This window comes from Pseudomonas sp. S2_E02 (assembly GCF_054668355.1).
Genome location: NZ_CP162761.1, coordinates 916,929 through 943,025, shown reverse-complemented (window position 1 = coordinate 943,025; position 26,097 = coordinate 916,929). Strand labels below are relative to the sequence as shown.

Here is a 26,097-nt window from a genome sequence, read left to right as displayed (position 1 = left end):
TTTCGACAACAACGGAAAACTCTTGCAGCGCCTAAACTTACCGGTTACAGGCAAAACCGGCACAGAAAAATGCTCATCCGTTGCCACCAACATTAAAAGGTTAGAGATTACCACCCCTAACAATAATGGCTTTTTTCTCGATAACATCTCCTGGCGCTGACAAAAGCGCTCGCGATTCGCTCGTTCAGTTCGGGCGAATCGCGTTCTTCACGGAAGAATGGAGAGTCAACCCTGAAACCATTCCTGGCGTTCGTTGAAGGTGTGGTGGATGAGGTCGACCAGGGTTTGCACCTCGGCCAGGGCTTGCGACTCGGCGTTTACCGCCAGCCATGCCTGCAATTGCATAGGTTCTTCAAATAATCCCGGCAGCGCAATCAGGCCTCGATCAAACCGGCTCATATACGCCGGCAACAACCCAATGCAAGCGCTGCAACGAATCATCTCCAGCATCAACTCATAAGACTGCATCTGCACCACCCCGGCCAACCGCTGTTCAACCAACTCATTCCACGGACGAAAGCTGTCGACCTGCCGGTCATGCTGCCATTGCACCAGCATGAAGTCGGCGAGGTCATCAGGCGTGTCCGGGCGGGCGGTGACGCGGGAGTAGCGTTTGGCGATGTGTGGCAGGTAGTCGAGGCGTGCCAGCGGTTGCGGTTCGCTGGTGGCGAAGGTCGGGCCGGGGTGCGGGGGTTTCGCCGTGGGCGAGCCAGAGGACGATGTCGGCGCTGACCGCACGCAGCGACAGTTCGCTGTCCAGCGCGATGATTTCCAGGCGCACGCTGGCGTTGCGCCGCAGCAGTGCGATGAGATCGCGGCCGAGGATGTCGTGGAGGATCGATTCGGCGACGGCGAGGCGGATCAATGGTTGCTCGATCACCGGCAGTTTGCGTTCGTTGGCCAGCGCTATGAGTTTGGCCTGTAGCTGTTGGCCTTCGTGGGTGAGGCTCAAGGCGCTGCCCTGAAAGCTGAACAGGGTGTGTTGCAGTTCTTGTTCGAGCTGGGCCAGTTGTTTGCGCAACAAGGTCGCGCGCACGTTGAGGCTGCGCGCGGCTTGCATGAAGCAACCGCAGCGGGCGCTGACCAGGAAGTATTGCGCGACTTCGCTGTCGATGGTGGCGGCGTGTGCGAGCCAAGGTTCGCTGTGGTCGTGCGGCCAGTGGTAATCGTTGGTGCCCGGTCGTCCTGCGGGTTCGGTGAATGACATCGATGACTCCCTGTCGATCTTTGTATTTGTCTTAACGCAGCTCCCTGTAGGAGTGAGCCTGCTCGCGATAGCGGTGTGTCAGTCGACATTTCTTAACCTGACACACCGCTATCGCGAGCAGGCTCACTCCTACAGGGGGTTTGTGGTGAAGGTGAAATCAGTGTTTTTCCTCCAGGACTTTGTTGAGTTCAGCGCCGTCGATGCTCAGCGTCGCGGTGTTGAGCATGCCGTCCAGGTAGGCTTGGGCGATCTGTTCCTGACGCTGAGCACGCAAGGCCTGGGTCAGTTGATCGCGCAGTTCATCAAGAGTTGCGGCGCGCGCCGGTTGTTGTTCGGTGAGTTTGATCACGTGGAACCCAGCGGCGCTTTGGACGGGATCAGAGACTGCGCCAACCTTGAGCCGCGCCACGGCGCCACGCACCTCCGGTACCAGTTGCTGCAACGGTTGCAGGCCACTATCACCGCCGCGTTCAGCGGTGACGCGATCCTGCGAATACTGCGTCGCCAGTGCAGCAAATTCCGCCGGTGTCGCCTGCGCTTTCTTGCTCAGCTCAGTGGCCTGCTTGCGCACAGCCTCAAGACCTTGCGGATCATTCACCCCAAGGAAAATCTGGCTGACCCGATACAACGCCGGCGTCTGCCAATTCGCTTTGCCCGCGTCATAAGCCTGCTGCAATTCAGCCGCACTCGGATAATCCGCCGGTACCTGGCTAACCGAACGCAAGTAATCACGGAACACGATCTGCTCAGTCGCTGCCCGAGTCTGCCGCGCAACCTCGGGACGCTGCGCCCAGCCCTGCGCATCGGCCTGCTCGAGCACCGCTTTCTCGGCCAGACGTGTGCGAATCCAGCGCTCCAGCGCCTCACGATTGCCGCGCAATTGTTCGCGGGTTTCCGGCGGAACTGTAGCCAGCAACGCCTGAAGTTCCGCAGGGGTTACCTGCTGATTACCCAACCGCGCCACCGCCGGCCCCGTTGCAACCGCCGCTACGGACGACGATTGCTGGGCGGCGACCGGGTCACTGCCCGGCCGCACCACCAGCGCCACGGCCACCACCAGCAGCGCCACTGCCGCAGCGCTGATCACCATGGCTGGCTTCTTCACAGCGCGACTTCCTCTTGCTCGGCGACAGCCGCTTTAGAAGTGGATGCTTGCGCTGCCTGAGTGAAATCACGCAGATAAACGATAAATTCCTGCAACAGGCGATCCCACAATTCCAGGTTGCCGCGCAGGTGATCGTTGCTCACGCCCGCCGCCACCACTACATCCATTTCCATCACCAGAAACTCGCCCTGCAACGACAACCGCGCAAAACGACGGCTCGCGTTCCACTGCTCGGCCACACCCTGTGGCAACTCACCCTGCACCCGCAGCGCACAGCTGAAAGTGAAATCGACGTAGCTGCCCTGCTCCACCGCCGGATTACCAAAACGCACGGCGTAACCAATGCCCTGGCTAGCGCTGAGCAACTGGACGATGCCGTTCTGCTCGGTTTCGTTGACGCGATAACCGGCGGCTTGCAGGACTTCGGTCAGGGATTTTGGCGATACGTGGCTGATCAATTGAGTCATTGTTTCTTCCTTGTTTGTCAGTGCGTGAGCGCGGCTTGCGGCGCGTCGAATTGAGTCTTGTAGAGGTCGTCGCCAAACCCCTGAGCCAGTTCATCGAACTTGACCCGGGCACTGCCCGCGAAGGGCTGGCGGATCTTCATCACCTCGGCCACGTCGATGTTTTCGTAGGCGGTGAGGATCTGTTTGGCGACGCCGTACATCTGCTGATTCTTGACTGAACATTGCTGCACTTGTGTGTCACGTTCAGCCAATTGCGCTTGAAGCTTAGACCGTTCTGCCTCTTTGGCTCGGGCCATGACCAGCAACTCGTCATAGGCTTTTTTGAACTTGCCGGTCTGCTCGGCGCTGTCCGCTACCTGTGCCTGCGCCTGGCTGTGCAGGCTCTGCTGCTGCCCGGCCAGTTGCTCAGCGACGCCTTTGGCCTTGGCCAGTTCAGCGACCAATTGCTTGATTTGCGCCTGCGCAGCCTTGGCTTCGTTTTGCGCCGCCAGTTGCGCGGCGCTGGCCTGGGCCTGCTGACTTTGCAGGGCCTGCAACTGTTGCGTGGTGCTGCGCAATTGCGTGCGCAGGCGCTCTTCCATGCCTTCGGCATTCACCCCGGTGGCAATCAACAGCCCGAGCCCGAGCAACACAAATCGCGTTTTCATAACCCTCTCCCGGCGCCTTAGAAGCGCGTGTTGATCTCAAGCTGCAAGACGTCGATGTCGAATGGCGCGCCGTACACCGCTTCCGTACTCATCCAGCGACCGGTCGCGTAAACGTTCTTCGCCAGACCATAGTTGCCGCCGATGAAATACCCCTTGGCATTGGTGCCGCCGAGGTGGAACGACGAGTCGTTGAAGCCGTCCGGCAAGGCATCCGGCTGGATGTACTTGTAGCCAGCGAACATGTTCCAGTCGCCCTGCTTTTTCAGGTCCAGCGCGCTGCCGAGAGTGAACTGCACCATCCACGCATTGGCGCCGCTTTCAATGTCGCCGTTGCTGTCGAGGTTGTTGACGATCTGCCCGGCCGAACGCTTGCGCATGTCGCCTTCGTCGTAGGCGAGGTTGTGGATGTAGTTGCCCTGGCTGCGCAGTTTGAAATCTTCTGGCAGGTCGGCATCCCAGACCATGTTCAGATCGAGCAGGTTGAATTCCGAAGCGAGGCCAACAAACTGCGGCTGCGGCGTGGTGGTCGGGTTGAGCGGGTTCGGCGTGATGTCGCGCAGCAGGAACACGCTGTTGCCCTTCTGCATGAACGCTGCGCGGCTGCCATCGCTGTCGCAACCTGGCGCGCCGGCCCACGGTTCGCAAGGGCTGGAACGCTGGCCTTGAATGTCGTCGAAGCGGTAGTAAGCCAGTGCGCCTTTCAAACGGTTGTTGCTGTTGATTGCCCACTTGGCGCCGATCTGCGCGCCGTACAGCCACTTGTTGTCGCTCTCTTCCTTGTCGAAGCCGTTGCTGCTGGCGGTGTCGTTGGTGTAATCCACCGGGAACGCACCGACGGTGCCGAACACGCCCCAATCGCGGTTGAGTTTGTGGTCGAAAATCGCTGCCACACCGTCGAAGTTCAAGTCGTTGGAATAGAGCATGTCGGTGGACATGAACGGGTTGGCGAAACGCCCGCCGGTCAGGGTCAACTCATCGGTCGGCTTCCAGTTCAGGTAACCCTGATCGAGCCAGATGTCCTTTTTGGCGAAACCGCCGCCGAGGCTTTGTGTGGTCGATACCGGGTTGTTGTCCGAGCCGGTGCCGATGCGAATGCCGGCAGTCCATTGCGGCGAGATCTCGGCTTTCATGCCCAGCCGTGCGCGGATGCGGAACTGGTTGGTGCGGTCTTCGCGGGTGTTGAGCAGTGGCGGCAGATTGGTGCTGCTGTTCGGGTTAACGTCGTACGGGCCATTGTTGTTGAGCTTGGCGAAGTCGACGATCTCGTTGCTGTTGCTGTCCGAGTAGTAGCGCGATTCATCACGCAGGCGAATGTCGCCGTCGAAACTGATGCGCGCCGCCCATTCCGGGAAGCTGTTGGGCGCGGCCCAGTTTTCCTGTTTGGCGGTGGCCATGACTTCGGCTTTGACCTGGTCGCGGATCTGGTCGCGCACCGCGGCCGGCACGTATTGCACACGCACGTCACCCGGCGCAGCGACCGGCCCGGCCGCGACTGCGGTGGATGCGGCGGCCTGTTTGGCCTGGGCCGCTTCGTTCTGCGCCTGAGCGATCAGCGCGTCGGCCTTGTCCTGTTTCAGAATGCCCTGCTCGACCAGCAAGCGGATCAGATTGATCGTGGCGTTCTCCGAGGGCGCAGGCGCTGCCACGGCCTGACCGACCAGGGTCGCAATGACCATGCCGACCGCCAGGGACAATCGATTCACATTGGAAATCATCTGCACACAACTCCTTTTGGCAAAGCGTAAATAAGTGAATTAACCCGGACGCCGCCCTTGCAGGGACAGGCGCACAGGCAACGTGATGGAGGCCGGTGGCCGTTCGCTCAGCGCCGGGGCACCGCGCAGCGCCGCCAGCACTTGGGTATCGATTTCGGGGTTGCCGCTGGACTTGATCAGCTCGACCCGGGTGATCTCGCCAACGCTGCTCAGCCACACATCGGCCTGCAGCGAAAACGCGAGGTTGCGCAGCTCAGGGTTCTCACGGAGCAAACGCTGGAAGGTGAACGCCAGAAACTGGCTGTACGTGCCCGTGCCCAAGCGTCCGCCGCCGGTCCCGGCCATGCCGCCGCCCTTGCCCGCGCCGATGTTGAAAGCGTCGTTGCCGGACTGCGCATCGCCGTCCATTTGCATTGGGTTGGCCAGATCGTCCGCCGGCGATGGCGGTGCTTCTTCCTCGGGCTTGACCTCTTCTGGCTCGGGCGTTGGCTCGGGCTCGACGACTTTTTCTTCGACCGGGGTTTCCGGCTCCGGCGGTTTTTCTGGCGGCGGAGGTGGCGGCGGTGGCAACGGAATGATCGTCGGCACCTTCGGCGCTTCGCGGCGGATGCCGCTCATGTCATTGGCCCACTGCCACAGGAACCACGCGGCGAGCGCGCCGATCAGCAAGCCGGCGCCCCACTTCGCATAACGCAGCGCTGGTTTTTTCACCGGCAGCGGCTCGATCGGGAGTTGTGCGGTCATGACTCAGCCCTGACTCGGTTTGCCGGTGACGAGACCGACCTGGGACAGTTCGAGCCGGCGCAACAGATCCAGCACTTCGATGACTTTCTGGTATTGCACGGTCGCATCGCCGCGCACGATCACCGGGAAATCCGGGCTCTGCGCCTTCTCGATGCGCAGGCGTTCTTCCAGTTCAGCCAATGTCACCGGATAGGCGTCGAGGAACACCTGGCCGCCGTCGTTAACCGAGATCGCCTTGGTCTTGGCCTCGGACAGCGACACGGAGGCGCTGGCCTTGGGCAGGTTGATCTGGATCCCGGAAACCTGCGCGGTGGCGGTGAGGATGAACATCACCAGCACCACCATCAGCACGTCGACCAGCGGGGTGATGTTGATGCTGTCCACCGCGGCATCGTCATCGTCGTCGTGGGAGGCATTTACAGACGCCATGTCAGTGCTCCTCAGGCCGGTACGGAGTGGTTGGCGTGATGGCCGCGATGCGACGCTTCACTGAACTGGCTCTCGCCGTGCATCTCCGCCAGACGGGTGATGAACTCGTCGACGAACACGCGCATGTCGGCGCTGACTTCCTTGTTGCGGGTGATCAGGCGGTTGTAGCCAAACAACGCCGGGATCGCGACGAACAGGCCCATTGCCGTGGCGAGCAAAGCAGCAGCCATACCGGGAGCGATGGCGTTGATGTTGACGTCGCCGGCCATCGCGGTGCCGAGGAACACCACCATGATCCCCAACACCGTGCCGAGCAGGCCGATGTATGGGCCGCCGGCGATGGCGTTGGACAGGGTCGAGAGTTTCGAACTCAGTTGCTGGTTTTCCCGGGTACGTACGCCGTCCATGGAGCAGCGGATCGCTTCGATGGTGGCCGCTGACACCGACGAGGTATCGGCGCCCTGCTCGCGACGGGTGCGGATCTCTTTCACCGCTACCAGATACAGGCGCCACAGCGACGAATGCTGCAAACGCTGGGCGAGTTGCGCGTCGTCGGCGAACATCTCCAGACGCGTGCCGACCTTGGCGAACTGCACGCGGAAGTCTTCGTTGGCGGCAGTGACACGGCTGAGGCTGCGGTTCTTGCGCAGCATGATGATCCACGACTGGAACATCATCAGCACCAGCACGGCGATGATCACCCAGGCATCGATTGGCACGGCGTTGAGCAGGAAGCCGAGGCTGCCGAAACCGAAACCGGACTGTTCTTCGTCGACACCGTAAGCGACCAGTTTCGACTCGGCGCCTTGCGAGGTGGCATCGGCCAGCAGCAGTGCTGCCGGACGTGACACTTTCGACAGGCGCAACTCATCGATAGCGCCCACGAACGGCTGGAACGGGCCTTCGTGCACGTCAGCGCCGATGGCCATGACCGAGTTGAAGGCCGGCATCGCCTGGGCGAGCGTGGCGGCTTCGCGGCCATTGATGAACAGGGTCACTTTGGAACCTTCAGCAGTCAGCGCAACGTGCTGCCATTGGCCCGGATTCAGCGCTTGTGTGGCGACGGCGCGTTGGCCATCGATCTCCACAAACGGCACGCCTTGGTTCGCACCGATCAGCAAGCTGTTGGCGCCTTCGCGACGGGCGAGAATCAGTTGCTCGCCATTGGCCTGATCCAGACGCAGCCAGGCACTGAAGGTGAACGCACTGCCAGCGTTGTGCTGCAGCGATGGACTGGCCGGCAGCAACAGCGGCTGACCGCTGAACTGCAAGGCGCGCCCGACTACGCCGTCAATCGCCGCGCCGGTCGCGCTTTGTGCGGTATTACCGTAGGCGGTGGTGTCTTTGGCCGGGGTGCCAGTGGCGCCGTCAAAGTGATAGAGCGCGGTGTAATTAGGGTCGAAGGTCAGTTGGCCGTTGCCGGTGGCCGGCGCCTTCTGATTGCCGTAATACATCCAGATGTCTTGGCGCTGAGCGCCCTCGACATTCGGCACATCGACCCAGATCAGCGCCATGCCCATCAGCGCATCAAAACTTTCGATCTGGTGGTTGAGCACGGTCTTGTCATCGGCGGCGACAAAGCGCAGGTCCGCGCCGTCCTCTTTCACCCCATCGAAGGTGAAGTTGCCGGTGTGCAGGCGCACCAGCAGCGCAGTGCGGCCAAGAGCCTGATTGATCGCCGCGCCTTGTGGCGTGGTGTCGACGGCGATCTGTTTACGGTAGTGCCAGTCGTCCTGCCACCAGGCCTGAGCCGTGGCCGGGAGCACGAAGCCCAGGCAGATCAACAACGAAAGGAAGAGGCGCTGCATGAACGTGCTCCTTGTCAGAAAGTGGCTTGAAGGTTGAAGTGCAGGCGCGATTCCTGCTTCGAGGTGTTCGGCCCTTCGAGTAGCGGGTAGCCCCAGTCGAGGCTGCCGGACAGCCATTTGCTCAGGCTGGCGCGGGTGCCGAGGCCGACGCTGGCCAGGGCGTAATTGGCGTCCTGGTCCGGCAGTTCGTCGCGCAGATACAGTTGCGCGCCTTCGGCAAAGGCATAGAAGCGCAAGTCCTGCATCCATGTGCCGGCGTATTTGGCCAGCGACGGCGTGCGCACTTCCTGACTGAGCAGCAAGCCGTCATCGCCGGTGCGTTCGGCGGCCAGATAGCCGCGCACCGAGGTGGCGCCACCGGCGGAGAATTGTTCGTTGGAAACCAGCGGCCCCGAGGCCAACTGGAACGCGGCTTTGCTCGCGCTCTGCCAGTCGCTGTCGAAGGTCCAGGTGTAATTGGTGTCGCCCTTGAGCACAGCGAAACTCGGCTTGGCGCGGTAGCGCTTGTAGTCGAAATCTTCGTCGGAACTGCCGTAGCCGAAAATGCTGCGGGTCGCGGCAACCAGACTCAGACCCAGGCCGAGCTGGCTCTTCTCGGTGTAGCGATAGCCGTTGTAAGCGAAGGTGAACGGTGCGTATTGCAGCGGGACTTTGTCGCTCTCACCGGACAGGGTCAGGCGTTCGTCGAAGTCCTTGAAGTCGATGCCGGCCGACAGCGAGTTCGACCAGTTGCCGCTCGATGGCAACGTGTAAATCGCCGAGACGCCATAGGAATGGCCCTTGCCCAACACGTTGCTGCCGCCGATGGTGGCGACGTTGCTGTCGGACTGGTAACCGGAGAACTGCACGCTCCAGCGCTCGGTCAGCGGCGCGGTGTAGGAGCCGGACCAGACCTTGGCGTTGTCGGTTTCCTGCGGCGCAGTGAAGTACGTCAGCGAGATGCTGTGGCCGAGTTGCCAGAGGTTGTTGTAGCCGAGGCTGGTGACGGTGCGCAGCTTTTCAGTGTCGGCGCTGTAGTCGTTGTTGAGGCCGACGCTGGCGGTCCACGGGTTCTGGTCTTCGACCTGCAGATCGACGTCCATGGTGCCCGGGCGCTGACCTTCGCGCACCAGCGGCATGACTTGCCGGCCCGGGGTTTTGTTGAGTTGCGCCAGTTCGCCCTGGACCTTGGCGAAATCCGGCACCTCGCCTTCTTTCAGCGCCGGGACGTCGTCGCGAATGTCCAACGGCGAATAGTGTTTGGCGCCGACCACTCGCACCCGGCCGACCTTGGTTTCGCTGACTTGCAGGTAGACGATACCGTCGGCGACGGCTTGCTCGGGCAGCTCGACGAACACCGACTGATAGCCGCGTTGCTGATAGGCCTTCTGCAAGGCATCGCGCGCACCTTCGATATCCGTGAGGGCTTTTTGTGGGCCGAGGAACGGGTACACCGCTTCTTCAATCGCCCGCGCATCGAGCACGGTGTTGCCGCGCACGAAGTATTCGTTGACGTCGACCAGACGCTGCGCCGCCGCGTTTTCGGCAGCCTCTTCGGCCAATGCCGGCTGCGCGCCCGCCGTCACCAGCAGCCAGCCCCACAGCGCCAGCCGTGACTTGAAAATCGGTTCCACACTACCCCCTGAATTCGCGATGACCTGTTGGCGTTTCGAACGCCGCGTGTATGGCGTCAATTGCTGGCTGTCGAGGCGCAGGCGTGTTTGCCCAGCCACGTGTGCAAAAGCGCGAAGTTCAACGAGAACTCGGGCATTTGCAGCAAGGCGCCGCAGAACACTTCGCCGATGATTTTTTGAATGAGCAGCACCGCGCGCGGCTCGTTGAGCAACGTGGCGATGTCGCGACTGAGGGCGTTGAAGCTCCAGACTTTCTGGTTCAGGCCCAGGCCAACGAACCAGCGGAACAGCAGGTTGTAATTGAGCTGTTCATACAGTTGCTGTTCGCTGGGCACCGAATACAGCAGCTGCAGAAGCAGGATGTGCATCACCGTTTGCGCGGGTATCAACATGCCCGGCTCGGCATTGAGGTCGTGCAGGAGTTCGCGGTGGGCGTCGAACAAGTCGTCGATCTGCGGGCGCAGCAACACCAGCGAATGGCCCGGCGGAATGTAGCTGGAGACCTCTTTCAAGGCGCCCTGCCAGTCATCCTGCGAGACGATCCAGACCCACGGCGCGCCGTAGCGATACACCGAAACCGGCTTCTTGCGCGCGGCTTCGACGATCTTCGACAGGCGTTGATCGAGTTCCTGCATGCCCACTTTCGAGTAGCGTTCCATAGTCCCCATTGCCTCACTCCCGGCGTCCCGCCTCGGCTTGTGAAAAGCGCCCCATTGGGCCCCTCAAGCGCGTTACATAGGCATGACCGGACTGGCGATGTGCTACCGAACTTTTGTCATAAAAGCTTCATTACAGGATTGATAGGGATTTAACAGACAACACAAAACCCTGTGGGAGCGAGCTTGCTCGCGAAAGCGGTGTGCCAGTCAATTAGAAGGTGACTGACAGGACGCCTTCGCGAGCAAGCTCGCTCCCACAGGTTTACCGTTTTATTTGTATTTGGCTTTAAGTCGACCCGGGATGGACTCGAGTCAGGGGCCAGCACATATCGAATAGGTGACTTAACGAAATATCGCGCAGGCGCCACACGGTAATTCAGTCCCCCATTCAAGTATGGCTAGTCGTTCTTCAAATGAAAGAATCCTTTTACTTTCAGCCTCTCCGGTCCTGGTGGAACCGGAGAGCCTTTCAACTTCATATCCATACTGAACAACCCAGTGGCTGTCTTGGGTGACTCTGTATACGAGACAGCAAATGAACCAGACTCAACACCATATTCGTAATGGTACGAATCGCTGTAGTCGATATACTTCACATCCAACAGATCCTTCGCGTCATATATTAGAAACGACTCTCTTTTGGGAAACGTTAATAGCAATTGTTTTTTTGGCTCCATATTTCCGCCCACACCCTGACGTCCAAATACGCTGAAACCGTAGGTTGTGTCGTCAAGGGTAACAATATCTGCCCGCATGCTTCCGCGCTGGTCGGTTTCCACTTCAAACAGGCCAATTGCATTGGCTACGACCACTTCAGTGTCCGTCTTCATTTTTGTCATCCTGATAGGCTATTTGTCTATTGAAAGAGCGGCACAGCCTGAACTTTCAATGCATGCTGCATAGACTGTGTCACCTACCATAAGTACATCCATCGCGGAAAAGATGTCTACTGTCAGACTTGACAGTAGACAAACTCAAAAAAATTGGGATCAGGCGTAAACTGGCCACACTTCAACGATCTTTCCACCCCGCACGGCTAACAAATCCCCAAACTGCAACAGCACTGCTTCAGTCTGCGTCGGACGCAGGAAGACTTGATCTTCCACAACCAATCCCACGGCATTCGAGCCATTGACCATTTCCTGATTCGAGCTGCGGCCGTACACCCCATTACTCTGCAAACCGGCTGGCGATTCGAACTCGGCCATCCAGTTACCGCCGTAGATGAAATAGGTCTGGCGCTGATTCTGATCCCACCACGACAACAGCTTCGACCTGTCATCCAGTGCCGGAATATTCACCGCGCCTGTGCTTTTCAAGACTGGCGTGGCGATGTAAGTCGCGGGCACATGCTCGGTCAGCGAAGGCAAATCGTAGTGCGTCGGTTTGAGCATCGCCGTGCCCACGGAAACCTCGGTACTCAGTTTCTCGTTTTCGTGAATGCGATAACTCGGACTGCCAGCAGTGTTCAGGCACAACCCGTCGAGCCACAACCCCGGGAACTGCTGCCGGGTGAAATCGACGCAGTGCTGATAAATCACCATGACCTTGGCGAACAATTCTTCCGGTGAACCGAGAATCCCCGGCACGCCCATGCCTACGAACGGGTCATAACCCATGAACCCGGCGAACTCCAGATGCTGGGGGTTAGCGCTGATCAGCGTGAGCATCTGCCCAAGGACATTCACATCACTGACCCCGCCACGATGCAGACCGACGTCCAGTTCGATGTTGATGCGCATCCGTGTGCCCAAACCCTGCGCCAGCGCAAGGTATTGCTGCAAACGCTCCGGCCCGTCGAGTAGCCATTGCAGTTGCTTTGCGGGATCGAACGGACCTTTGTGGGTTTGGTAGAACAGCTCTGCCGAACGCACCGGCAATGGCTTGCCGAGCAGGATGTCGGACTGTGGAAAAACCTGCGCATCGTGATTGAGAAACGGCTGATGAAACGACATCAGCCTCTGCGTTCCGGCACGCTGTGCGATGTAGCTCAAAAGTCCCGGTGCTGGCAGCGACTTCTCCACCAGCCGCAGGTGTTTGCCGCCGCGCTTGACCGATTGCATCACCACATCGATGTTGTGATCGAGGCGATCCAGATCGATCAGCAGCACCGGGCGCATAGGCCCCTTTTCCTTCAACTCCTTGTTCAGCGCCCGGAAGTATTCGCTGTACGGCGCGCCGCGATCGCCCGGCCGCAGCCACGCGCCAACGCCGACCAACAAAGCACCGACACCCAACGTGCCGAGCAGAAAATTGCGTCGATTGACCGCCATCAGCTCACCCCCAGAATCGACGACAGATGCGCATTGAGAAACCGTCCACTCGGATCAAGCGCCTGACGCACGTCGACAAACTCGCGCCAGCGCGGATACAGCGGCTGCAGGTTCTTCGCGTTGAGCGTGTGCAATTTGCCCCAGTGCGGCCGTCCGTTGTACTTCCAGAAGATCGGCTCGACCACGGCGAAAAAGTTGTGATGATCCATCTGGTAATGCTGGTGTACCGAGATCGAACAACTGTCGCGGCCCTCGAACATGCTCAGCGGAATGTCGTCGGCCTTGACGTATCGGTACTCAATGGGAAACCAGGTGCGCAGATCCTTGTCCTGAATCAGCTTGAGAATCTCACGCAGGCAAGCAGGGCCATGTTCGGCCGGCACTGAATACTCCATTTCGTTGAACCGCACCGTGCGCACATTGGCGTAGATGTCGAAGGAGTCGCCGACGCGGTCATCGAAACTGGCCAGATGGCGCAGGCTGTTGAGCAGCGTGCGGCGCAGGTCGGGAAAGTCGCTGGCGTATTTGTCGATCTTCTCGATCAGGGTGACGAACTCGTTGCCGCCCTCTTCTTCCGGGCTGATCGGCGGCGTCGCCGGGTCGTCGGTTTCGTTGAGCGCGATGGACAGGGCGTAGTCGGAATGCGTGACGACGAGCATTTCCCAGTGCTGGTTTTCACGAGTGTTGTTGTCGAGGTCTTCGAGCAGCTCTTCGGTCTTGGCGATCCACTGGCGTTCGCGCAGGCGGTATGCCGGGCGGTTTTGCAGACGGATTTTAGTGGCGACACCGAGCGCACCGAGGGAGACGCGGGCGGCGTTGAATACTTCGGGATGGCGTTGGCTGTCGCAGTCGAGTACCTCGCCATTGGCCGTAACCAATTGCAGTCCGCAGACGTGGGCCGAGTAGGACTGGAAGTTTTTGCCAGTGCCATGGGTGGAGGTCGAAACGGCCCCGGCCAGGGTCTGGTAATCGATATCGGCCATGTTCTGCAGGGCCTGGCCGATGTCTTTCAGTGGCTGGCCCATGCGCGACATGGGGGTGCCGGCGGCGAATTCGGCTTGCAGGGTTTTCGCATCGTGATCGAGCAGTCCGCTGAAATAGCTCAGCGACAACAGCGTGCCGTCGGTGGGCACCAGCGCGCTGAACGAGTGCGCCGAGCCAACCGGGCGGATCTTGCCTTGTGCCTGCTGGATCACGGCCACCAGCTCATCGAGATTCTTCGGCGCCAAGCGCGCCGCTGGCAAACAACTCTGCCCGCCCGACCAGTTGCGCCACGGAATCAAGCGTGGCGCCCGCAGCAACTGGCCCAATGCCGGGTTCGTCGCCAGCGCACTGAACGCGCCAACGATACTTGCCCGTTGCAACAACTGACGCCGAGTCAGATCCATCGTCATGCCGGGCACCTTATTGTGGGAGCGCCTGGTCGGCCATGAAGCCGATCAATTGCAGGAATTGTTCTTCCGAACACTCGACGCACTGGCCCATCGGCGGCATGCCGTTATAGCCGTTGATGGCGTGATCGAGCAGCGTGTCGGTGCCTTGCTGGATGCGCGGCTCCCAGGCTTTGCGGTCGCCGGTGAGTGGTGCATTGGCGGCGGGATTGGCGTGGCAGAGTTGGCAGCTGTTGGCGTAGATCTGCGCCAGTGCCGGGTCTTTGGGTGTGGCGTTGCTATTGACGCTGGCCGGGGGTTTGGAGTCTTCGCCGCAACCAGGCAGCGCCACGGCCAACGCCAGCAGTAGAGTGAGTCGGATTGCCCGCATAACGGCCTCGCTTATTGTTGTGAACACACCTTACGGCAGCGCCTGCAACGGGTTGAGGGCATTGCGGGACAGCGAGGGGGGCAAACGGGGCCAGCTCTCCCCCCGATGTGGATGTCCGCTCTGCTCTGCGCCTTTGCGTGACATTCGGGTGACATTTGCGGGTTTAAATTCCGGCGCATTCAGGCGTATAACCTGTGAAGGCTTTTTGATCTGCATACGGACATCAACACGGGGTAGCGACATGACCACAGCAAACATCCTTGGCAACCTGTTCCCTTCTGTCAGCGACATCCCGGAAAAATATCGCCTCGACGCTCAGGTCGAGCAACGCGAATACCTGGTCGACGGCCAGTTGCGCCGCTGGGACGGCCCGCTCGCCACGGTGCGCAGCCCGGTTTATCTCAAGGGCGCTAACGGCGACGAACAAGTCATCCTCGGCAGCACGCCACTGCTCGACGCCGACACCGCGCTCACTGCCCTCGACGCCGCTGTGCGTGCCTACGACCGGGGCCAGGGCCTGTGGCCGACCATGCGCGTGGCCGAACGCATCCAGCACGTCGAAGCCTTCCTCGGCCGCATGCGCCAACAGCGCGATGCCGTGGTCAAGTTGCTGATGTGGGAAATCGGCAAGAACCTCAAGGACTCGGAAAAAGAGTTCGACCGCACCTGCGACTACATCGTCGACACCATCAATGCGCTCAAGGAACTCGACCGCCGTTCCAGCCGTTTCGAGCTGGAACAGGACACCCTCGGGCAGATCCGACGCGTACCGCTCGGCGTCGCCCTGTGCATGGGCCCTTACAACTATCCGCTGAACGAAACCTTCACCACGCTGATTCCGGCGCTGATCATGGGCAACACCGTGGTGTTCAAACCGGCCAAGCTCGGCGTGCTGCTGATCCGTCCGCTGCTGGAAGCGTTCCGCGACAGCTTTCCCACCGGCGTGATCAACGTGATTTACGGCAGTGGCCGCGAAACCGTCAGCGCGCTGATGGCCAGCGGCAAGATCGACATCTTCGCCTTCATCGGCACCAACAAAGCCGCCAGCGACCTGAAGAAACTCCACCCCAAACCTCACCGTTTGCGCGCCGCGCTGGGTCTGGATGCGAAGAACCCCGGCATCGTCTTGCCGGAAGTCGATCTCGACAACGCCGTCAGCGAAGCGGTCACCGGTTCACTGTCGTTCAACGGTCAGCGCTGCACCGCGCTGAAAATCCTCTTCGTGCACGAGGATGTGGTCGATAGCTTCATCGAAAAATTCAACGCCAAACTGGCCACGCTGAAACCGGGCATGCCATGGGACAGCGGCGTGTCGCTGACGCCGCTGCCGGAGTCGGGCAAGGTCGATTATCTGCACGGTCTGGTAGCGGATGCGCGCAGCAAGGGCGCCGAAGTGGTCAACCCCAATGGTGGCGAATCCCGCGAATCGTTCTTCTATCCGGCGGTGCTCTACCCGGTAAATCCGCAGATGCGCGTCTACCAGGAAGAGCAATTCGGCCCGGTGGTGCCGATTGTGCCGTACCGCCATCTCGATACCGTGATCGACTACGTGCTGGAGTCGGACTTCGGCCAGCAGTTGAGCATCTTCGGCACCAACCCGGTGGCGGTCGGCCGTCTGGTTGACACCTTCGCCAACCAGGTCGGGCGGATCAACCTCAACGCGCAGTGCCAGCGCGGCCCGGACACTTACCCGTTCAATGGTCGCAAGAACTCGGCGGAAGGTACGCTCTCGGTACACGATGCATTACGGGTGTTCTCGATCCGTACGCTGGTGGCGACCAAGTTCCAGGACAGCAACAAGGACCTGATCAGCGAGATCATTCGCGGCCGTGATTCGAGCTTCCTGACCACCGATTACATCTTCTGATCAACTGTCACGCGGATCGTGAATAAGCAAAAAGGCGACGGCAACCGCTTCTGACCTAAAGTCGCCAAGCGCCCGGCAAATCAGTGGCTACACTGATGCCAGCACTGTGCTGGATGCCGGGAGCTTGACCATGCTGGATTACTTTGCGCTAGGGGTTTTGGTGTTTGCCGGGCTCGTACTGTTTTACGGGATCATCGTGTTGCACGACATCCCCTATGAGATTGCCGTTCATCGTAACCACCCGCATCAGGATGCGATCCATGCCACTGGCTGGGTCAGTCTGTTCACCCTGCATGCGCTCTGGCCCTTCCTGTGGATCTGGGCGATGGCCTATCGAGAAGATCGCGGCTGGGGCTTCGGTGACGGTAAATCCGTGCAAAACCATGTCGTTCGCCTGGAGCAACAGGTGGTCGAACTGCAAGGACGCCTCGAACGACTCGAAGCGCTGAATGCCACCGCTCCCCACAACCGGGAGGGCTGAACACCATGGATCTGCTCCTTATCCTGACTTACGCCGCGATCTGCGTCGCAGTGTTCAAGATCTTCCGTATCCCGCTGAACAAATGGACGGTGCCCACCGCCGTACTGGGCGGCATCCTGATGATCGGCGCCTTGATTTTCACCATGAACTACAACCATCCCTACTCTGAGGTGGCGCGCACTTACTTCGTTTCCGTGCCGGTCATCCCCATCGTCAGCGGCCAGGTGATCGACGTGCCGGTGAAGGTTAACGAGCCGCTGGAAAAAGGCGACGTGCTGTTTCGCATCGACCCCACGCCGTTTGCCAACCGGGTGAAATCCCTCAAGGCGCAATTGATCGCAGCCAAAGGCGATCGCTACCGCATCACCGAATTGATCCGGCGCAATTTCGGTACCCAGCGTGAACTGGACGCCGCCATCGCCCGCACCGACGACCTGCAAGCGCAGCTCGACAACGCCCAGTTCGAGCTGGACAACACCACCGTTCGCGCGCCAAGCAAAGGCTTCGTCACCCATGTTTCGCTACGGCCGGGAATGATGGCGAGCAAGTTGCCGCTGCGTCCATCGATGGTGTTCATTCCAGAAGAGGGCCAATACTTTGCCGCGTGGATGCGCCAGAACAGCCTGCTGCGCCTGACCGTCGGCGATGAAGCAGAAGTCGCGTTCGATGGCATTCCCGGCAAGGTGTTCGCTGGCCGGGTGAAAAACGTCATCGGGGTGATTGCCGAAGGTCAGGTACAACCTTCCGGCACCCTGATCGGCTATACCGGTTCACCGCCGGCCGGGCGTGTGCCAGTGATCATCGAAATCACCGATCCGGCCTTCGCCCAGTACAGCAAGCTGATGCCGGGCGGTGCTTACGGGCAGGCCGCGTTGTACAGTCAACACTTCCATCACATTGGCACGATGCGCAAAATCCTCCTGCGTATGGCAGCATGGATGAATTACATTTTTCCTTTCCATTGACCTGAAGCCCAATCACGAGAGGCCCGCACTGAGTACTTACAGCACCCATCGACTTCCGCCCTTGCTGCGCCGTGTCCTGCGTCCGTTGCTTGATCCTTATCGACGTTACCGGCACGCGCGGCTGATCCATGCGGTGCGCGTTGCCCTCGGCTTGCTGGCGACGATCCTGCTGACCACCGGCATCAATCTGCCCCACGGCGAATGGGCCTCGGTGACCATGCTGGTGGTCATCGGCGGTTTACAGCACCACGGCAACATCGGCAAAAAAGCCGCCGAACGCGCCACCGGCACCTTGATCGGCGCCGGCGTCGGTTTACTGCTGGTGGCGCAGCAGGCGTGGCTCGGCATGCCGTGGCTGACGTATTTTGCGATGGCGGTGGTCTGTGGGTTCTTCTCTTATCACGCGATTGGCAAGGGGGGTTATACCGCCCTGCTCTCAGCGATCACCGTGTTCATTGTCGCCGGGCATGGCGACAACCCGATCACCGACGGCTTATGGCGCGGGGTCGATATCTTGATTGGTATTGCGCTGGCGCTGGCCTTCTCTTTCGCCCTGCCGCTCTACGCGGTGTATTCGTGGCGCTACAACCTTGCCGATGCCCTGCGCGATTGCGCCACGGTGTTTGGGCGAATCATCGGCGGCCAGCCGGTCAGCGCCGATGAGCATTTGAAGCTGATGGGGCGACTCGGCGCGGTGATGGTGCAATTGCGCTCGCTGATGCCGTCGGTGTCCAAGGAAGTGAAGATTTCCATGACCGAACTTGATGCCATCCAGCGCAACCTGCGCATGTGCATCAGCACGCTGGAGATCCTTGGCAACACGCGACCGGATGCCAACGACCCAGAAGTCATGGCGCATCTGCAATCAGCGCTGAAGGCCGAGCACCGGCAGATTCGCGTGCAACTGATCGGCATGGCCCGGGCGTTGAAAACCGGCGCTTCGCAACGCCTGGACAAGCCGCTCGAGTTGCCGGAAGCCAACCTCGATGCGCCGGTTTACAGCACGCTGGATGGCTATCGACTGTTGACCCGGCAACTGGCAGCGAACATCGGCGAGATGCGCCAGCGCCTGGCGAAAAGCGCACCGCACTGGAACATCTGAGGGTTACTGCGCAGCCAGCCGCCGGGACTTCAGGCCCCAGCCTTGTTGCATACCGGCGGCGGCCAGCAGAATCGCCGCCACGCCGACCCATTGCAGGATTTCCAGACGATGGCCGAACGCGAACCAGTCGACGAAGATCGCCGCTATCGGGTAGATGAACGACAGTGCACCGGTCAATGCGGTCGGCAATTTCTGGATCGCGCCGTACAGCAGCACATACATCAGACCGGTGTGGACGATGCCCAATGTGACCAGGCTGGCCCAGGCACTCGGTGCTTGCGGCAATGCGCTGAAGTGCGCAAAAGGCGCCAGCAACAGAACCCCGGTGCAGACCTGAATCAGCGCGATCAGATGCGGTGGCGTGCCGGTCAGGCGCTTGATGATCAACGCGGCAATCGCATAGAGAAACGCCGCACCCAAGGCCAGCGCAATGCCCATCAGATAGTCATTGCCGCTTTCACTCTGGGTGCCATGGGCACTGACAATCGCCAACATGCCCATGAAGGAAATCGCCAGCCAGAACAGCTTTTGCAGGGTGATTTTCTCGCCGAGAAACAGCGCCGCCAAACCGACCAGCATGAACGGCTGCACGTTGTACACCGCCGTGCCGATGGCAATCGAAGCCCTTGAATAGGAGGCAAACAACAACACCCAGTTACCGACAATCGCCATCCCGCTGAGCACTGCAAGCAGGAAGGTGGTTCGGGTCAGAATGCCCGGGCGCAGGAAGCCGAATACCGCGCAGATCAACAACAAGGTGCCGGCGCCGAACACGCAGCGCCAGAACACCACGTCCAGCACCGGTTGCCCGGAGACCAGCACAAACCAGCCGATAGTCCCGGAAATCAACATGGCGGCAGTCATTTCGAATGAGCCGCGCCGCAGGGTCTTGTCCATCATCAATCTCCTCAACAATTGAACAAAGTATGCCAAGGCGTCCCGGCGGCGCTCCAGAGCAAAAAGCAGGCTAAACTCGTGATCTGCCTTTTTTATCGTGGGTGGTTTTCATCAATCGCCTAATACTGGAGTTTTTATGACTGATGACATTGATCAAATCCTCATCGGCGCATTGATGGAGGATTCGCGGCGTTCGCTCAAGGCGCTGGCGCAGATCAGCGGCTTGTCGTCGCCGAGTGTGGCCGAACGCTTGCGCCGACTGGAGGAACGCGGTGTGCTCAGGAGCTACACCGTGGAAATCGATCCGAAGTTTTTTGGCTATCAGTTGCAGGCAATCGTCCGGGTTCGGCCGCTGCCGGGACAACTGCAGGAAGTCGAGCGGCAGATTCTGGCGATTCCCGAGTTCACCGAGTGCGACAAGGTCACCGGCGAGGACTGCTTCATCGCTCGCCTGCATGTGCGCTCGATGGAACAGCTCGACACCCTGCTCGACCGCCTCAATACCTTGGCCGAAACCAACACCGCAATCGTCAAGAAAACCCCGGTCAAGCGTCGATTGCCGCCGATGGCCTAAGAGCTTTTTCCGCATGTTCGGCGTAAATTGAGGTTTTTCCGGCGAAGGATTGGCGGTATGAAAGTTCAGGCAATGATGCTGAGTGCATTAGTGTTGAGTGGTTGCGGGACAGTGCAAACGGTCATGCGCGACGATCAGGTCGCCGTGGACGATTTGAGATCGAACAAATCCTATTGCGGAGCGGTGCCGAGAATCTACAGCGGCGTAATGTATGACTTCTGCAGTCTGCATGCGCCGATAGACCAAGGTAACAAGTACAACGCCGCCCTGCCCGGCTGGGCGATTGATGCTGTGGCGTCCGGGGTGCTCGACACGTTGTTGTTGCCTTACACCATTTACAAACAGCAGACTGATGGCAGCATCCTGATCAACTGAAAAAAGCCTGCGCACGCCGAAACGTGCGCAGGCTTTGCGCTGCTTACTCCAGCAGTTGCTGCAGGCTCGGGTCACGAATGACTTTCTGCAATGGCTTCGGCGTGGCGTTGTTGGTGGAATTGAGCATTTTCAGTTTCATGTCCGACGCTTTGCTGCACGCGTTCTTGCCGTCGGCGTAGATGCCGCTCATGTCGCATTTCCACTCGAAGTAATTCACCAGACCGCCGGACAACTGCAGGCTGTAGTCAGTGCTTTGAGTGCCCGGCGTGAAAGCATGGCCGGCCGGAATGTTCTGGAACCACTTCATCCATTCAGGCGAACCCGGCTTCGGCGCATTGGCTTGGAACGTTGGATTCATGATCGCCACTTGCGGCGTTTCGGCGGTCGCATGGCAGCTCAGGCAGGAACTGTTGGGGTTGTCCACCGGACCATTGAGGCGACCGTTCCAGCCCAGATGGGTGGGTGGCAACTCCTGGGTCTTGGCGTTGATCGCGGTCTGTTGCAACGCGGGGTTGATCTTGGTCTGCGTCGGTTGCGGGTTGGTGAAGTCGTTGCCGATTTCTTCCGGATCGTTGCCCCACATGATCCCTACCGGGACAAGGTTGTCCCAGCCTGGCTTGCCGGTTTTCGCGCCGTTGTACTGAAAGGTGCCGAAGATCCAGCCGGTGGCGCTCATGCGCTTATCGCGCACGGCGATGTCCATCTGGATCAAGGCGACATCCTTGATCTTGCGATTGGCCGAGGTGAACGTCTCGGTGACGTAGCCCTTCCATAACACCGGGTTCACCAGGAACGGCACGGTGCTGCGATCAATATCGGCGAACAGGGCTTTGCAGACTACGGTGCCGTCGGGGAAGCTGTTGGGTGCCGATGTGTATTTCGGATCAGGGTTGTTCGGGTCTTTCCAGACCTCTCCGATGGTATAGGCGCCGATGTCGTTATAGATGCCCACCGCGTAAGTCTGGCCGGTGGCAGTCTGCGTGGGGGCGAGTTGCTTGACCTGGATCTGCGCCTCTTTGGTCAGGCCGTGAATCCCTTCGCGTCCCAGCGGGCCGTAGTGCTGCCACGGCATGTGATACCACTGACGTTTTTTATTGTTCTGCACGTACCAATCAGCCTCGACGTTGCCTTCAAGGCAATAGGTTTTGACTTCCTCCATGTACGCACGCCAAGTCTCAAAATTGTTATCTGGCTTGGTCGGTAGATTCTTGAAAAAACCGGGGAGCGGTACTTTCGGCGCTGTGGCCGGGTAACTCTGGCTCAACTCGAACAGTGGACCAGAGTATTGGCTGGAAGGTGGTTGATAGCCGAAGTCAGGATAGACGCCGGCGAGGGTTGACGCGCTGAACAGCGCGGTGGTGACGGCCAGTACAGCCAGTTTTCCTTGGGGCTGGTTCATCGATGATCTCCTTGATTGGGACAACGCCTGCAATGGCAGGGCCTCCATTATTTTTTTCTGGTATCAGGGCCCCGGTCGTTCGCCGGGATACGGTCACGGTGCATGGCATTTGGCGTGGTTCACCTCCCGGTTTTCACTGGACGAACGAATACAGTCGCTCTCGACCGAAAGGCCTGGCGATCAACAGCAAGGGAAGTGAATGCGAGGGACGCAGGATTACACGAGGGGTGCTGGTTACCGACTCCTGTCGATCAGGCTACTGCTCTTCCTTGGTAATTAGGTGTAGGTGATTTCCAAAAAGACGCCACTATTTTCAGATCATTTTGTAAGTAAAAGGCCACTACGCTTTTCGGCGAGCAACAAAAAACCCGCCGAAGCGGGTTTTTTGTTGAAACGACTAATGATCAGTCGTCGCGGCTCATGATGCCGAAGATCTGCAACAAGCTGATGAACAGGTTGTAGATCGATACATACAGGCTGATGGTCGCCATGATGTAGTTGCGCTCGCCGCCGTGGATGATGGCGCTGGTCTGGAACAGGATGCACACCGACGAGAACAGCACGAAACCTGCGCTGATCGCCAGTTGCAGGCCGCTGACCTGGAAGAAGAAGCTCGCCAGCGTCGCACCCAGCAACACGAAGAAACCAGCGGTGATGAAACCACCGAGGAAGCTCATGTCCTTGCGGGTGATCAGCACGTAGGCCGACAGACCACCGAACACCAGCGCGGTCATCGCGAACGCCGAGCTGACCACTTCAGCGCCGCCCTGCATGCCCAGGTAACGGTTGAGGATCGGGCCAAGCAGGAAACCCATGAAACCGGTCAGCGCAAAAGCGGACACCAGGCCCCAAGCGGAGTCACGGAGTTTGTTGGTGAGGAAGAACAGCCCGTAGAAGCCGATCAGCACCACGAAAATGTTCGGGTAGCCAACGCGCATCTGCTGGGCAACGAAAGCCATGACGCCGCTGAATGCGAGGGTCAGAGCCAGTAGGCCGTAAGTGTTGCGCAGGACGCGGCTAACCTCTAGCTGCTCAGCCTGCACGCTGTTATTAACTGCGTAATCCTGTTCGCGCATGGCGACACTCCTGTTGGTTTGAAACGTTCAGTCGCAAAGATCATAACAGACGCTCTGTAACAAGCCATGCAGAGAGTTTGACAGTGTGTTTCATTCAGGTATTATGGCGCCCGCAACGCAACGGAGGTGTGGCCGAGTGGTTTAAGGCAACGGTCTTGAAAACCGTCGACTGTAACAGGTCCATGAGTTCGAATCCCATCGCCTCCGCCATATTTTGTACCGACAAAGCCCTGATTATTCAGGGCTTTGTCGTTTCTGGAAGTCACGAAATTTCCGTGTCCTTCTCATCGTGTTCCATGACTTTACTGGACGTAGAAGTGAAGATCACACGTTGCACCAGACGTGTTTCAGCCCAGCACCCGCTTTCACTCCGCCGAACGCCGCATCTCCTCCCGTGTAGGCATGGTCCAGTCCGAGGCGCGTCGTTCATAAATAGAGTCGGGCTTCTGCTCTTCGTAGCTGAACATCAACAAGTAGAGCCCCAGCGCCACTGCAGCCAACAGTGCCCTGCCGATCGGATTGGCATCCCTCGGCAGTCCACCGGGGCCGATTGCTACCCAGCCCCCGCGAAGGTAAGCAAACACGGCTTGGGTAAACCACGCTTGCGCTCCTACGCATGTCCAAAACTGACTCCAGCCGCCTGTAAAGCGCCAGAACGCGCTGACCAGGGAGGCGATCACCATGACCGCCAGGATCAAATAACGAAAACGCTTGAGAGCGCTCAGAATGCGGCTGTCCTGCTCCATATCTGCCCTGTTTTCACTTCAAGAAAAAAGATCCGATTATACCGTCGAGACTGCAAATATCGGCCAGCCGCCGGCAAACAGCTCGTTAAAATTGCAGTCACTCAACCGACGTTTTTTTTCTTGTACTCAACCAACACGATCGTCATTACCTGCGCGAGGGCAAGGAGCAAGACCTGATCCTCGCCAGCGTATTCAACCCGCCCAAGCGCGGGGATGAGCGGCATAATCTCAATGACAGCCTAGGATCGGCATACTGAAGCACAACTGGCCGCGCGGCCTGACCGTCGACATAAAGGAGCTTCATTTTGCGCAAGGACTACCTGGCCTTTTTCACCTCGCTGTTTCTGTCGCGACTGGCGGATCAGATCCTGCTGTTCATCGTGCCGTTGGTGGTGTTCCAGACCACCAACAGCGCCTCCTGGGCAGGTTTGGCGTTTTTCGTCGAATCGCTGCCACGGTTTCTCGCGTTTCCGCTGTGCGGAGCCTTGTGCGACAAGTTTTCGCCCATCCGCATCCTGCACATCAGCCAGGTTTACCGGGCACTGCTGTGCCTGATCGCGGTGGCAATGTTTGCCCTCTTCGGCGGTATCGCCTGGGTCGTCGTGCTGTCGGCGCTATGTGGCGTGCTGACCACCCAGGGCATCATGGCCCGCGAGGTGCTGATGCCGCATATTTTCCAGCACTACAGCTACACCAAGACGTTGTCCTATTCGCAGATCGCCGATCAGACTGGACTGGTTCTCGGGCCGCTGGTGGCTGCGCTTTTGCTGGAGGTATGGGCGTGGCATTTGGTGGTGCTGTGGGTCGCCGGGCTCTTCCTGCTGGCGGACCTGAGCATGCTGGTCTGGCAACGCCTTAGCCGTATCACCCTGGAAGTGTTCGAGCAGCATTCGGACATCTGGCTGCAACCGCTGCGCATCGCTTTCGGGCATATACGTGAACTGGCGGAGCTGAAAAAAATCATTCTGCTGGCCGTCGGCGTCAACCTGATCGTCGGCGTCACGCTGGCCACTTCGGCGGCGATGGTGATCGGCGAGTTCGGTGCCGGCAAGGATGCCTACGCCGGTCTACAGGCAGCGGGCGCGGTCACCACCATCGTGATTCTGTTCTTCCTCGCCCGGGTTGAGATCCCGCAACGGTTACTGGGCGGGCTCGCTTACTCGATGATCGCGGCTGGCGCCCTTATCAGTGCACTGAGTCCGAATCTGGCCGGCTATGTGCTTGGGTTCCTGCTGATCGTCGGTTTCGACAAGATGTTCAACATTTACATGCGCAGCATCCGCCAGCGGGTGATTCCGGCCAAGGATTTTGGCAAGACCGTGGGCGTGATCACCTTGCTCAATAACCTCTCGCAACCCTTGGCGGGTTTGCTGGTGGCGTTGCTGGCCACAAACGTGGGCACACAAGGAGTGATCCTGATTCTGGCCGTGCTGACTATGCTGTTGGGCGCAGCAGCGGTATGGTGGTTTGCCGTCAGCAGAGGAACCCTGAATGCCGAAGAAACCACCGGCCCCTAAAGAGCGCGCAACCGCCGCAGACATCGAGCGCTCGATTCAAGCCCTGAACAAAATGGCCGAGCGCTTGTGGGGCGAAGGCCGGGAAGCCGAGGCCAAAGCGCTGCTCGATGCCCTCGACGCGTTGAACCGAGCGCTCGATCGAATCAGGATTGGAGAAAGTCGCCGAGCGGCGACGCTCCATTGAGGCGTGGGCCTACGGTTTGAGAATCAGCAACGGCTCGCCCTTTTTGACGATGTAAGTCGCCAACTCCGAACCCTTGTCCGCACCCACGTTCTTGGCCACATGCGCCACCCCTTGCGGAATGAACAGCGAATCCCCCGCCTTCAACGTCACCGGCGCCCTGCCCTCCAGTTGATATTCGAACGTGCCGCTGATCACGTAAGCGACCTCGACACCCGGGTGTGCATGCCGAGGCGAAGTCACGCCCGGTTCGAAATCGACTCGCGCCTGAATCACTTCGCGCTCGGCAGCACCGAGGTCCTCGCGCACCAGATCGGTCCGGCTCAAACCTTGTTGCCAGCTCTTGGCTGGCGCGTCAGCCGCGTGGACGATGCCGATCATTGAAGCGAGTAGCGCAGCGCTGGCCAGTAACAGTGGACGATGCATGATGTTGCCCTCTCAAACGCAGTGGTGGTGTGACCGCTACTTTGGGAGTCGCGTGTATGGCTG

The 26,097-nt window shown here is 59.5% G+C and carries 27 protein-coding genes, 1 tRNA gene and 1 pseudogene; 10 read left to right on the top strand and 19 right to left on the bottom strand.

All coding sequences use genetic code 11. The annotated features are described in order from the left end of the window. Positions 1-225: 225 nt before the first annotated feature. From AB4O01_RS04220 to AB4O01_RS04155, 14 genes and pseudogenes are all read right to left on the bottom strand, one after another. Positions 226-1,207: pseudogene (locus AB4O01_RS04220) on the bottom strand (LysR substrate-binding domain-containing protein). Positions 1,208-1,364: 157 nt separating this feature from the next. Then, positions 1,365-2,312, bottom strand: coding sequence for a peptidylprolyl isomerase (locus AB4O01_RS04215; RefSeq protein ID WP_257354887.1), 948 nt, complete (start codon positions 2,310-2,312; stop codon positions 1,365-1,367). After that, positions 2,309-2,779 (bottom strand): YbjN domain-containing protein, encoded by a 471-nt coding sequence (locus AB4O01_RS04210; RefSeq protein WP_116254711.1) that lies wholly within the window; start codon positions 2,777-2,779, stop codon positions 2,309-2,311. Before AB4O01_RS04210 ends, AB4O01_RS04215 begins: the two co-directional genes overlap by 4 nt. A 17-nt stretch (positions 2,780-2,796) precedes the next feature. Then, entirely contained in the window at positions 2,797-3,426 is a 630-nt protein-coding gene (locus AB4O01_RS04205; protein ID WP_460090769.1) for a DNA repair protein, read from the bottom strand. 17 nt (positions 3,427-3,443) lie between these two features. Continuing rightward, on the bottom strand, positions 3,444-5,141 hold the full coding sequence (locus AB4O01_RS04200; protein ID WP_099759024.1) for a putative porin: 1,698 nt from the start codon (positions 5,139-5,141) through the stop codon (positions 3,444-3,446). Between the two features lie 39 nt (positions 5,142-5,180). After that, the gene (locus tag AB4O01_RS04195; RefSeq protein WP_007915486.1) at positions 5,181-5,885 is read right to left on the bottom strand and encodes an energy transducer TonB family protein; all 705 of its coding nucleotides are present in this window, start codon (positions 5,883-5,885) and stop codon (positions 5,181-5,183) included. 3 nt (positions 5,886-5,888) lie between these two features. Next, complete coding sequence (locus AB4O01_RS04190) at positions 5,889-6,314, bottom strand: ExbD/TolR family protein (protein ID WP_003201710.1); 426 nt, start codon at positions 6,312-6,314, stop codon at positions 5,889-5,891. Between the two features lie 11 nt (positions 6,315-6,325). Then, a complete protein-coding gene (locus AB4O01_RS04185; RefSeq protein WP_460090768.1) occupies positions 6,326-8,122 on the bottom strand; it encodes a DUF2341 domain-containing protein in 1,797 nt (598 codons plus the stop codon). Between the two features lie 14 nt (positions 8,123-8,136). Then, positions 8,137-9,735: a ShlB/FhaC/HecB family hemolysin secretion/activation protein gene (locus AB4O01_RS04180; RefSeq protein ID WP_460090767.1), complete on the bottom strand. Its 1,599-nt coding sequence runs from the start codon at positions 9,733-9,735 to the stop codon at positions 8,137-8,139. Positions 9,736-9,791: 56 nt separating this feature from the next. Continuing rightward, positions 9,792-10,403, bottom strand: coding sequence for a transposase (locus AB4O01_RS04175; RefSeq protein ID WP_093433056.1), 612 nt, complete (start codon positions 10,401-10,403; stop codon positions 9,792-9,794). 389 nt (positions 10,404-10,792) lie between these two features. After that, positions 10,793-11,224, bottom strand: coding sequence for a hypothetical protein (locus AB4O01_RS04170; protein WP_320336883.1), 432 nt, complete (start codon positions 11,222-11,224; stop codon positions 10,793-10,795). Positions 11,225-11,383: 159 nt separating this feature from the next. Continuing rightward, positions 11,384-12,592, bottom strand: coding sequence for a DSD1 family PLP-dependent enzyme (locus AB4O01_RS04165; RefSeq protein ID WP_286079831.1), 1,209 nt, complete (start codon positions 12,590-12,592; stop codon positions 11,384-11,386). Positions 12,593-12,666: 74 nt separating this feature from the next. Beyond that, positions 12,667-13,995, bottom strand: a complete 1,329-nt coding sequence (locus tag AB4O01_RS04160) for a D-arabinono-1,4-lactone oxidase (RefSeq protein ID WP_427120733.1) — start codon at positions 13,993-13,995, stop codon at positions 12,667-12,669. A gap of 76 nt (positions 13,996-14,071) precedes the next feature. Further along, on the bottom strand, positions 14,072-14,428 hold the full coding sequence (locus AB4O01_RS04155) for a c-type cytochrome (protein WP_460090766.1): 357 nt from the start codon (positions 14,426-14,428) through the stop codon (positions 14,072-14,074). 241 nt (positions 14,429-14,669) lie between these two features. Here AB4O01_RS04155 and AB4O01_RS04150 point away from each other — a divergent pair, with 241 nt between their 5' ends. From AB4O01_RS04150 to AB4O01_RS04135, 4 genes are all read left to right on the top strand, one after another. Then, positions 14,670-16,295 (top strand): NADP-dependent glyceraldehyde-3-phosphate dehydrogenase, encoded by a 1,626-nt coding sequence (locus tag AB4O01_RS04150; protein WP_099759018.1) that lies wholly within the window; start codon positions 14,670-14,672, stop codon positions 16,293-16,295. A 130-nt stretch (positions 16,296-16,425) separates the two neighbouring features. Next, positions 16,426-16,776, top strand: a complete 351-nt coding sequence (locus AB4O01_RS04145; RefSeq protein ID WP_122597889.1) for a DUF3302 domain-containing protein — start codon at positions 16,426-16,428, stop codon at positions 16,774-16,776. A gap of 5 nt (positions 16,777-16,781) precedes the next feature. Further along, positions 16,782-17,741, top strand: coding sequence for an HlyD family secretion protein (locus AB4O01_RS04140; protein WP_093433070.1), 960 nt, complete (start codon positions 16,782-16,784; stop codon positions 17,739-17,741). A 61-nt stretch (positions 17,742-17,802) separates the two neighbouring features. Then, complete coding sequence (locus tag AB4O01_RS04135) at positions 17,803-18,843, top strand: FUSC family protein (RefSeq protein WP_460090765.1); 1,041 nt, start codon at positions 17,803-17,805, stop codon at positions 18,841-18,843. Positions 18,844-18,846: 3 nt separating this feature from the next. On the opposite strand, the gene AB4O01_RS04130 is transcribed toward AB4O01_RS04135, so the two are convergent. Then, positions 18,847-19,740, bottom strand: coding sequence for a DMT family transporter (locus tag AB4O01_RS04130; protein WP_093433072.1), 894 nt, complete (start codon positions 19,738-19,740; stop codon positions 18,847-18,849). 136 nt (positions 19,741-19,876) lie between these two features. Between AB4O01_RS04130 and AB4O01_RS04125 the strand changes: the two genes are divergently transcribed. Next, positions 19,877-20,314, top strand: coding sequence for an Lrp/AsnC family transcriptional regulator (locus AB4O01_RS04125; RefSeq protein ID WP_257354874.1), 438 nt, complete (start codon positions 19,877-19,879; stop codon positions 20,312-20,314). A gap of 57 nt (positions 20,315-20,371) precedes the next feature. Further along, positions 20,372-20,689, top strand: coding sequence for a YceK/YidQ family lipoprotein (locus tag AB4O01_RS04120; RefSeq protein ID WP_093433076.1), 318 nt, complete (start codon positions 20,372-20,374; stop codon positions 20,687-20,689). 43 nt (positions 20,690-20,732) lie between these two features. Here the strand turns inward: AB4O01_RS04120 and AB4O01_RS04115 are convergent, their stop codons facing one another. Together AB4O01_RS04115 and AB4O01_RS04110 are read right to left on the bottom strand one after the other, a co-directional pair. After that, complete coding sequence (locus tag AB4O01_RS04115) at positions 20,733-22,088, bottom strand: hypothetical protein (protein WP_093433079.1); 1,356 nt, start codon at positions 22,086-22,088, stop codon at positions 20,733-20,735. 404 nt (positions 22,089-22,492) lie between these two features. Continuing rightward, complete coding sequence (locus AB4O01_RS04110; RefSeq protein WP_007915443.1) at positions 22,493-23,164, bottom strand: Bax inhibitor-1/YccA family protein; 672 nt, start codon at positions 23,162-23,164, stop codon at positions 22,493-22,495. A 122-nt stretch (positions 23,165-23,286) separates the two neighbouring features. Between AB4O01_RS04110 and AB4O01_RS04105 the strand changes: the two genes are divergently transcribed. Continuing rightward, positions 23,287-23,374: transfer RNA gene (locus AB4O01_RS04105), tRNA-Ser, on the top strand. 155 nt (positions 23,375-23,529) lie between these two features. On the opposite strand, the gene AB4O01_RS04100 is transcribed toward AB4O01_RS04105, so the two are convergent. Continuing rightward, the gene (locus tag AB4O01_RS04100) at positions 23,530-23,910 is read right to left on the bottom strand and encodes a hypothetical protein (protein ID WP_099759015.1); all 381 of its coding nucleotides are present in this window, start codon (positions 23,908-23,910) and stop codon (positions 23,530-23,532) included. A 149-nt stretch (positions 23,911-24,059) separates the two neighbouring features. Here AB4O01_RS04100 and AB4O01_RS04095 point away from each other — a divergent pair, with 149 nt between their 5' ends. Genes AB4O01_RS04095 through AB4O01_RS04085 form a run of 3 tightly spaced genes read left to right on the top strand, consistent with a single transcriptional unit; the run spans position 24,060 to position 25,611 of the window. Continuing rightward, positions 24,060-24,167 carry a hypothetical protein gene (locus tag AB4O01_RS04095; protein ID WP_460092206.1) on the top strand — a complete coding sequence of 36 codons (108 nt, stop codon included), beginning with the start codon at positions 24,060-24,062 and terminating at the stop codon, positions 24,165-24,167. Positions 24,168-24,215: 48 nt separating this feature from the next. Then, the gene (locus AB4O01_RS04090; RefSeq protein WP_460090763.1) at positions 24,216-25,427 is read left to right on the top strand and encodes an MFS transporter; all 1,212 of its coding nucleotides are present in this window, start codon (positions 24,216-24,218) and stop codon (positions 25,425-25,427) included. Beyond that, positions 25,402-25,611 carry a hypothetical protein gene (locus AB4O01_RS04085; RefSeq protein ID WP_122597898.1) on the top strand — a complete coding sequence of 70 codons (210 nt, stop codon included), beginning with the start codon at positions 25,402-25,404 and terminating at the stop codon, positions 25,609-25,611. The genes AB4O01_RS04090 and AB4O01_RS04085 overlap by 26 nt, the downstream gene beginning before the upstream one ends. A 9-nt stretch (positions 25,612-25,620) precedes the next feature. On the opposite strand, the gene AB4O01_RS04080 is transcribed toward AB4O01_RS04085, so the two are convergent. After that, complete coding sequence (locus AB4O01_RS04080) at positions 25,621-26,034, bottom strand: cupin domain-containing protein (protein WP_093433097.1); 414 nt, start codon at positions 26,032-26,034, stop codon at positions 25,621-25,623. Positions 26,035-26,097: the final 63 nt, after the last annotated feature.

What these genes read in the sequence shown, in the direction of transcription:
- AB4O01_RS04210 (WP_116254711.1), bottom strand. Translation starts at nt 2,779, where the DNA reads ATGACTCAATTGATCAGCCACGTATCGCCAAAATCCCTGACCGAAGTC.
- AB4O01_RS04205 (WP_460090769.1), bottom strand. Translation starts at nt 3,426, where the DNA reads ATGAAAACGCGATTTGTGTTGCTCGGGCTCGGGCTGTTGATTGCCACC.
- AB4O01_RS04200 (WP_099759024.1), bottom strand. Translation starts at nt 5,141, where the DNA reads ATGATTTCCAATGTGAATCGATTGTCCCTGGCGGTCGGCATGGTCATT.
- AB4O01_RS04195 (WP_007915486.1), bottom strand. Translation starts at nt 5,885, where the DNA reads ATGACCGCACAACTCCCGATCGAGCCGCTGCCGGTGAAAAAACCAGCG.
- AB4O01_RS04190 (WP_003201710.1), bottom strand. Translation starts at nt 6,314, where the DNA reads ATGGCGTCTGTAAATGCCTCCCACGACGACGATGACGATGCCGCGGTG.
- AB4O01_RS04185 (WP_460090768.1), bottom strand. Translation starts at nt 8,122, where the DNA reads ATGCAGCGCCTCTTCCTTTCGTTGTTGATCTGCCTGGGCTTCGTGCTC.
- AB4O01_RS04175 (WP_093433056.1), bottom strand. Translation starts at nt 10,403, where the DNA reads ATGGGGACTATGGAACGCTACTCGAAAGTGGGCATGCAGGAACTCGAT.
- AB4O01_RS04170 (WP_320336883.1), bottom strand. Translation starts at nt 11,224, where the DNA reads ATGAAGACGGACACTGAAGTGGTCGTAGCCAATGCAATTGGCCTGTTT.
- AB4O01_RS04155 (WP_460090766.1), bottom strand. Translation starts at nt 14,428, where the DNA reads ATGCGGGCAATCCGACTCACTCTACTGCTGGCGTTGGCCGTGGCGCTG.
- AB4O01_RS04150 (WP_099759018.1), top strand. Translation starts at nt 14,670, where the DNA reads ATGACCACAGCAAACATCCTTGGCAACCTGTTCCCTTCTGTCAGCGAC.
- AB4O01_RS04145 (WP_122597889.1), top strand. Translation starts at nt 16,426, where the DNA reads ATGCTGGATTACTTTGCGCTAGGGGTTTTGGTGTTTGCCGGGCTCGTA.
- AB4O01_RS04140 (WP_093433070.1), top strand. Translation starts at nt 16,782, where the DNA reads ATGGATCTGCTCCTTATCCTGACTTACGCCGCGATCTGCGTCGCAGTG.
- AB4O01_RS04130 (WP_093433072.1), bottom strand. Translation starts at nt 19,740, where the DNA reads ATGGACAAGACCCTGCGGCGCGGCTCATTCGAAATGACTGCCGCCATG.
- AB4O01_RS04125 (WP_257354874.1), top strand. Translation starts at nt 19,877, where the DNA reads ATGACTGATGACATTGATCAAATCCTCATCGGCGCATTGATGGAGGAT.
- AB4O01_RS04120 (WP_093433076.1), top strand. Translation starts at nt 20,372, where the DNA reads ATGAAAGTTCAGGCAATGATGCTGAGTGCATTAGTGTTGAGTGGTTGC.
- AB4O01_RS04115 (WP_093433079.1), bottom strand. Translation starts at nt 22,088, where the DNA reads ATGAACCAGCCCCAAGGAAAACTGGCTGTACTGGCCGTCACCACCGCG.
- AB4O01_RS04110 (WP_007915443.1), bottom strand. Translation starts at nt 23,164, where the DNA reads ATGCGCGAACAGGATTACGCAGTTAATAACAGCGTGCAGGCTGAGCAG.
- AB4O01_RS04100 (WP_099759015.1), bottom strand. Translation starts at nt 23,910, where the DNA reads ATGGAGCAGGACAGCCGCATTCTGAGCGCTCTCAAGCGTTTTCGTTAT.
- AB4O01_RS04085 (WP_122597898.1), top strand. Translation starts at nt 25,402, where the DNA reads ATGCCGAAGAAACCACCGGCCCCTAAAGAGCGCGCAACCGCCGCAGAC.
- AB4O01_RS04080 (WP_093433097.1), bottom strand. Translation starts at nt 26,034, where the DNA reads ATGCATCGTCCACTGTTACTGGCCAGCGCTGCGCTACTCGCTTCAATG.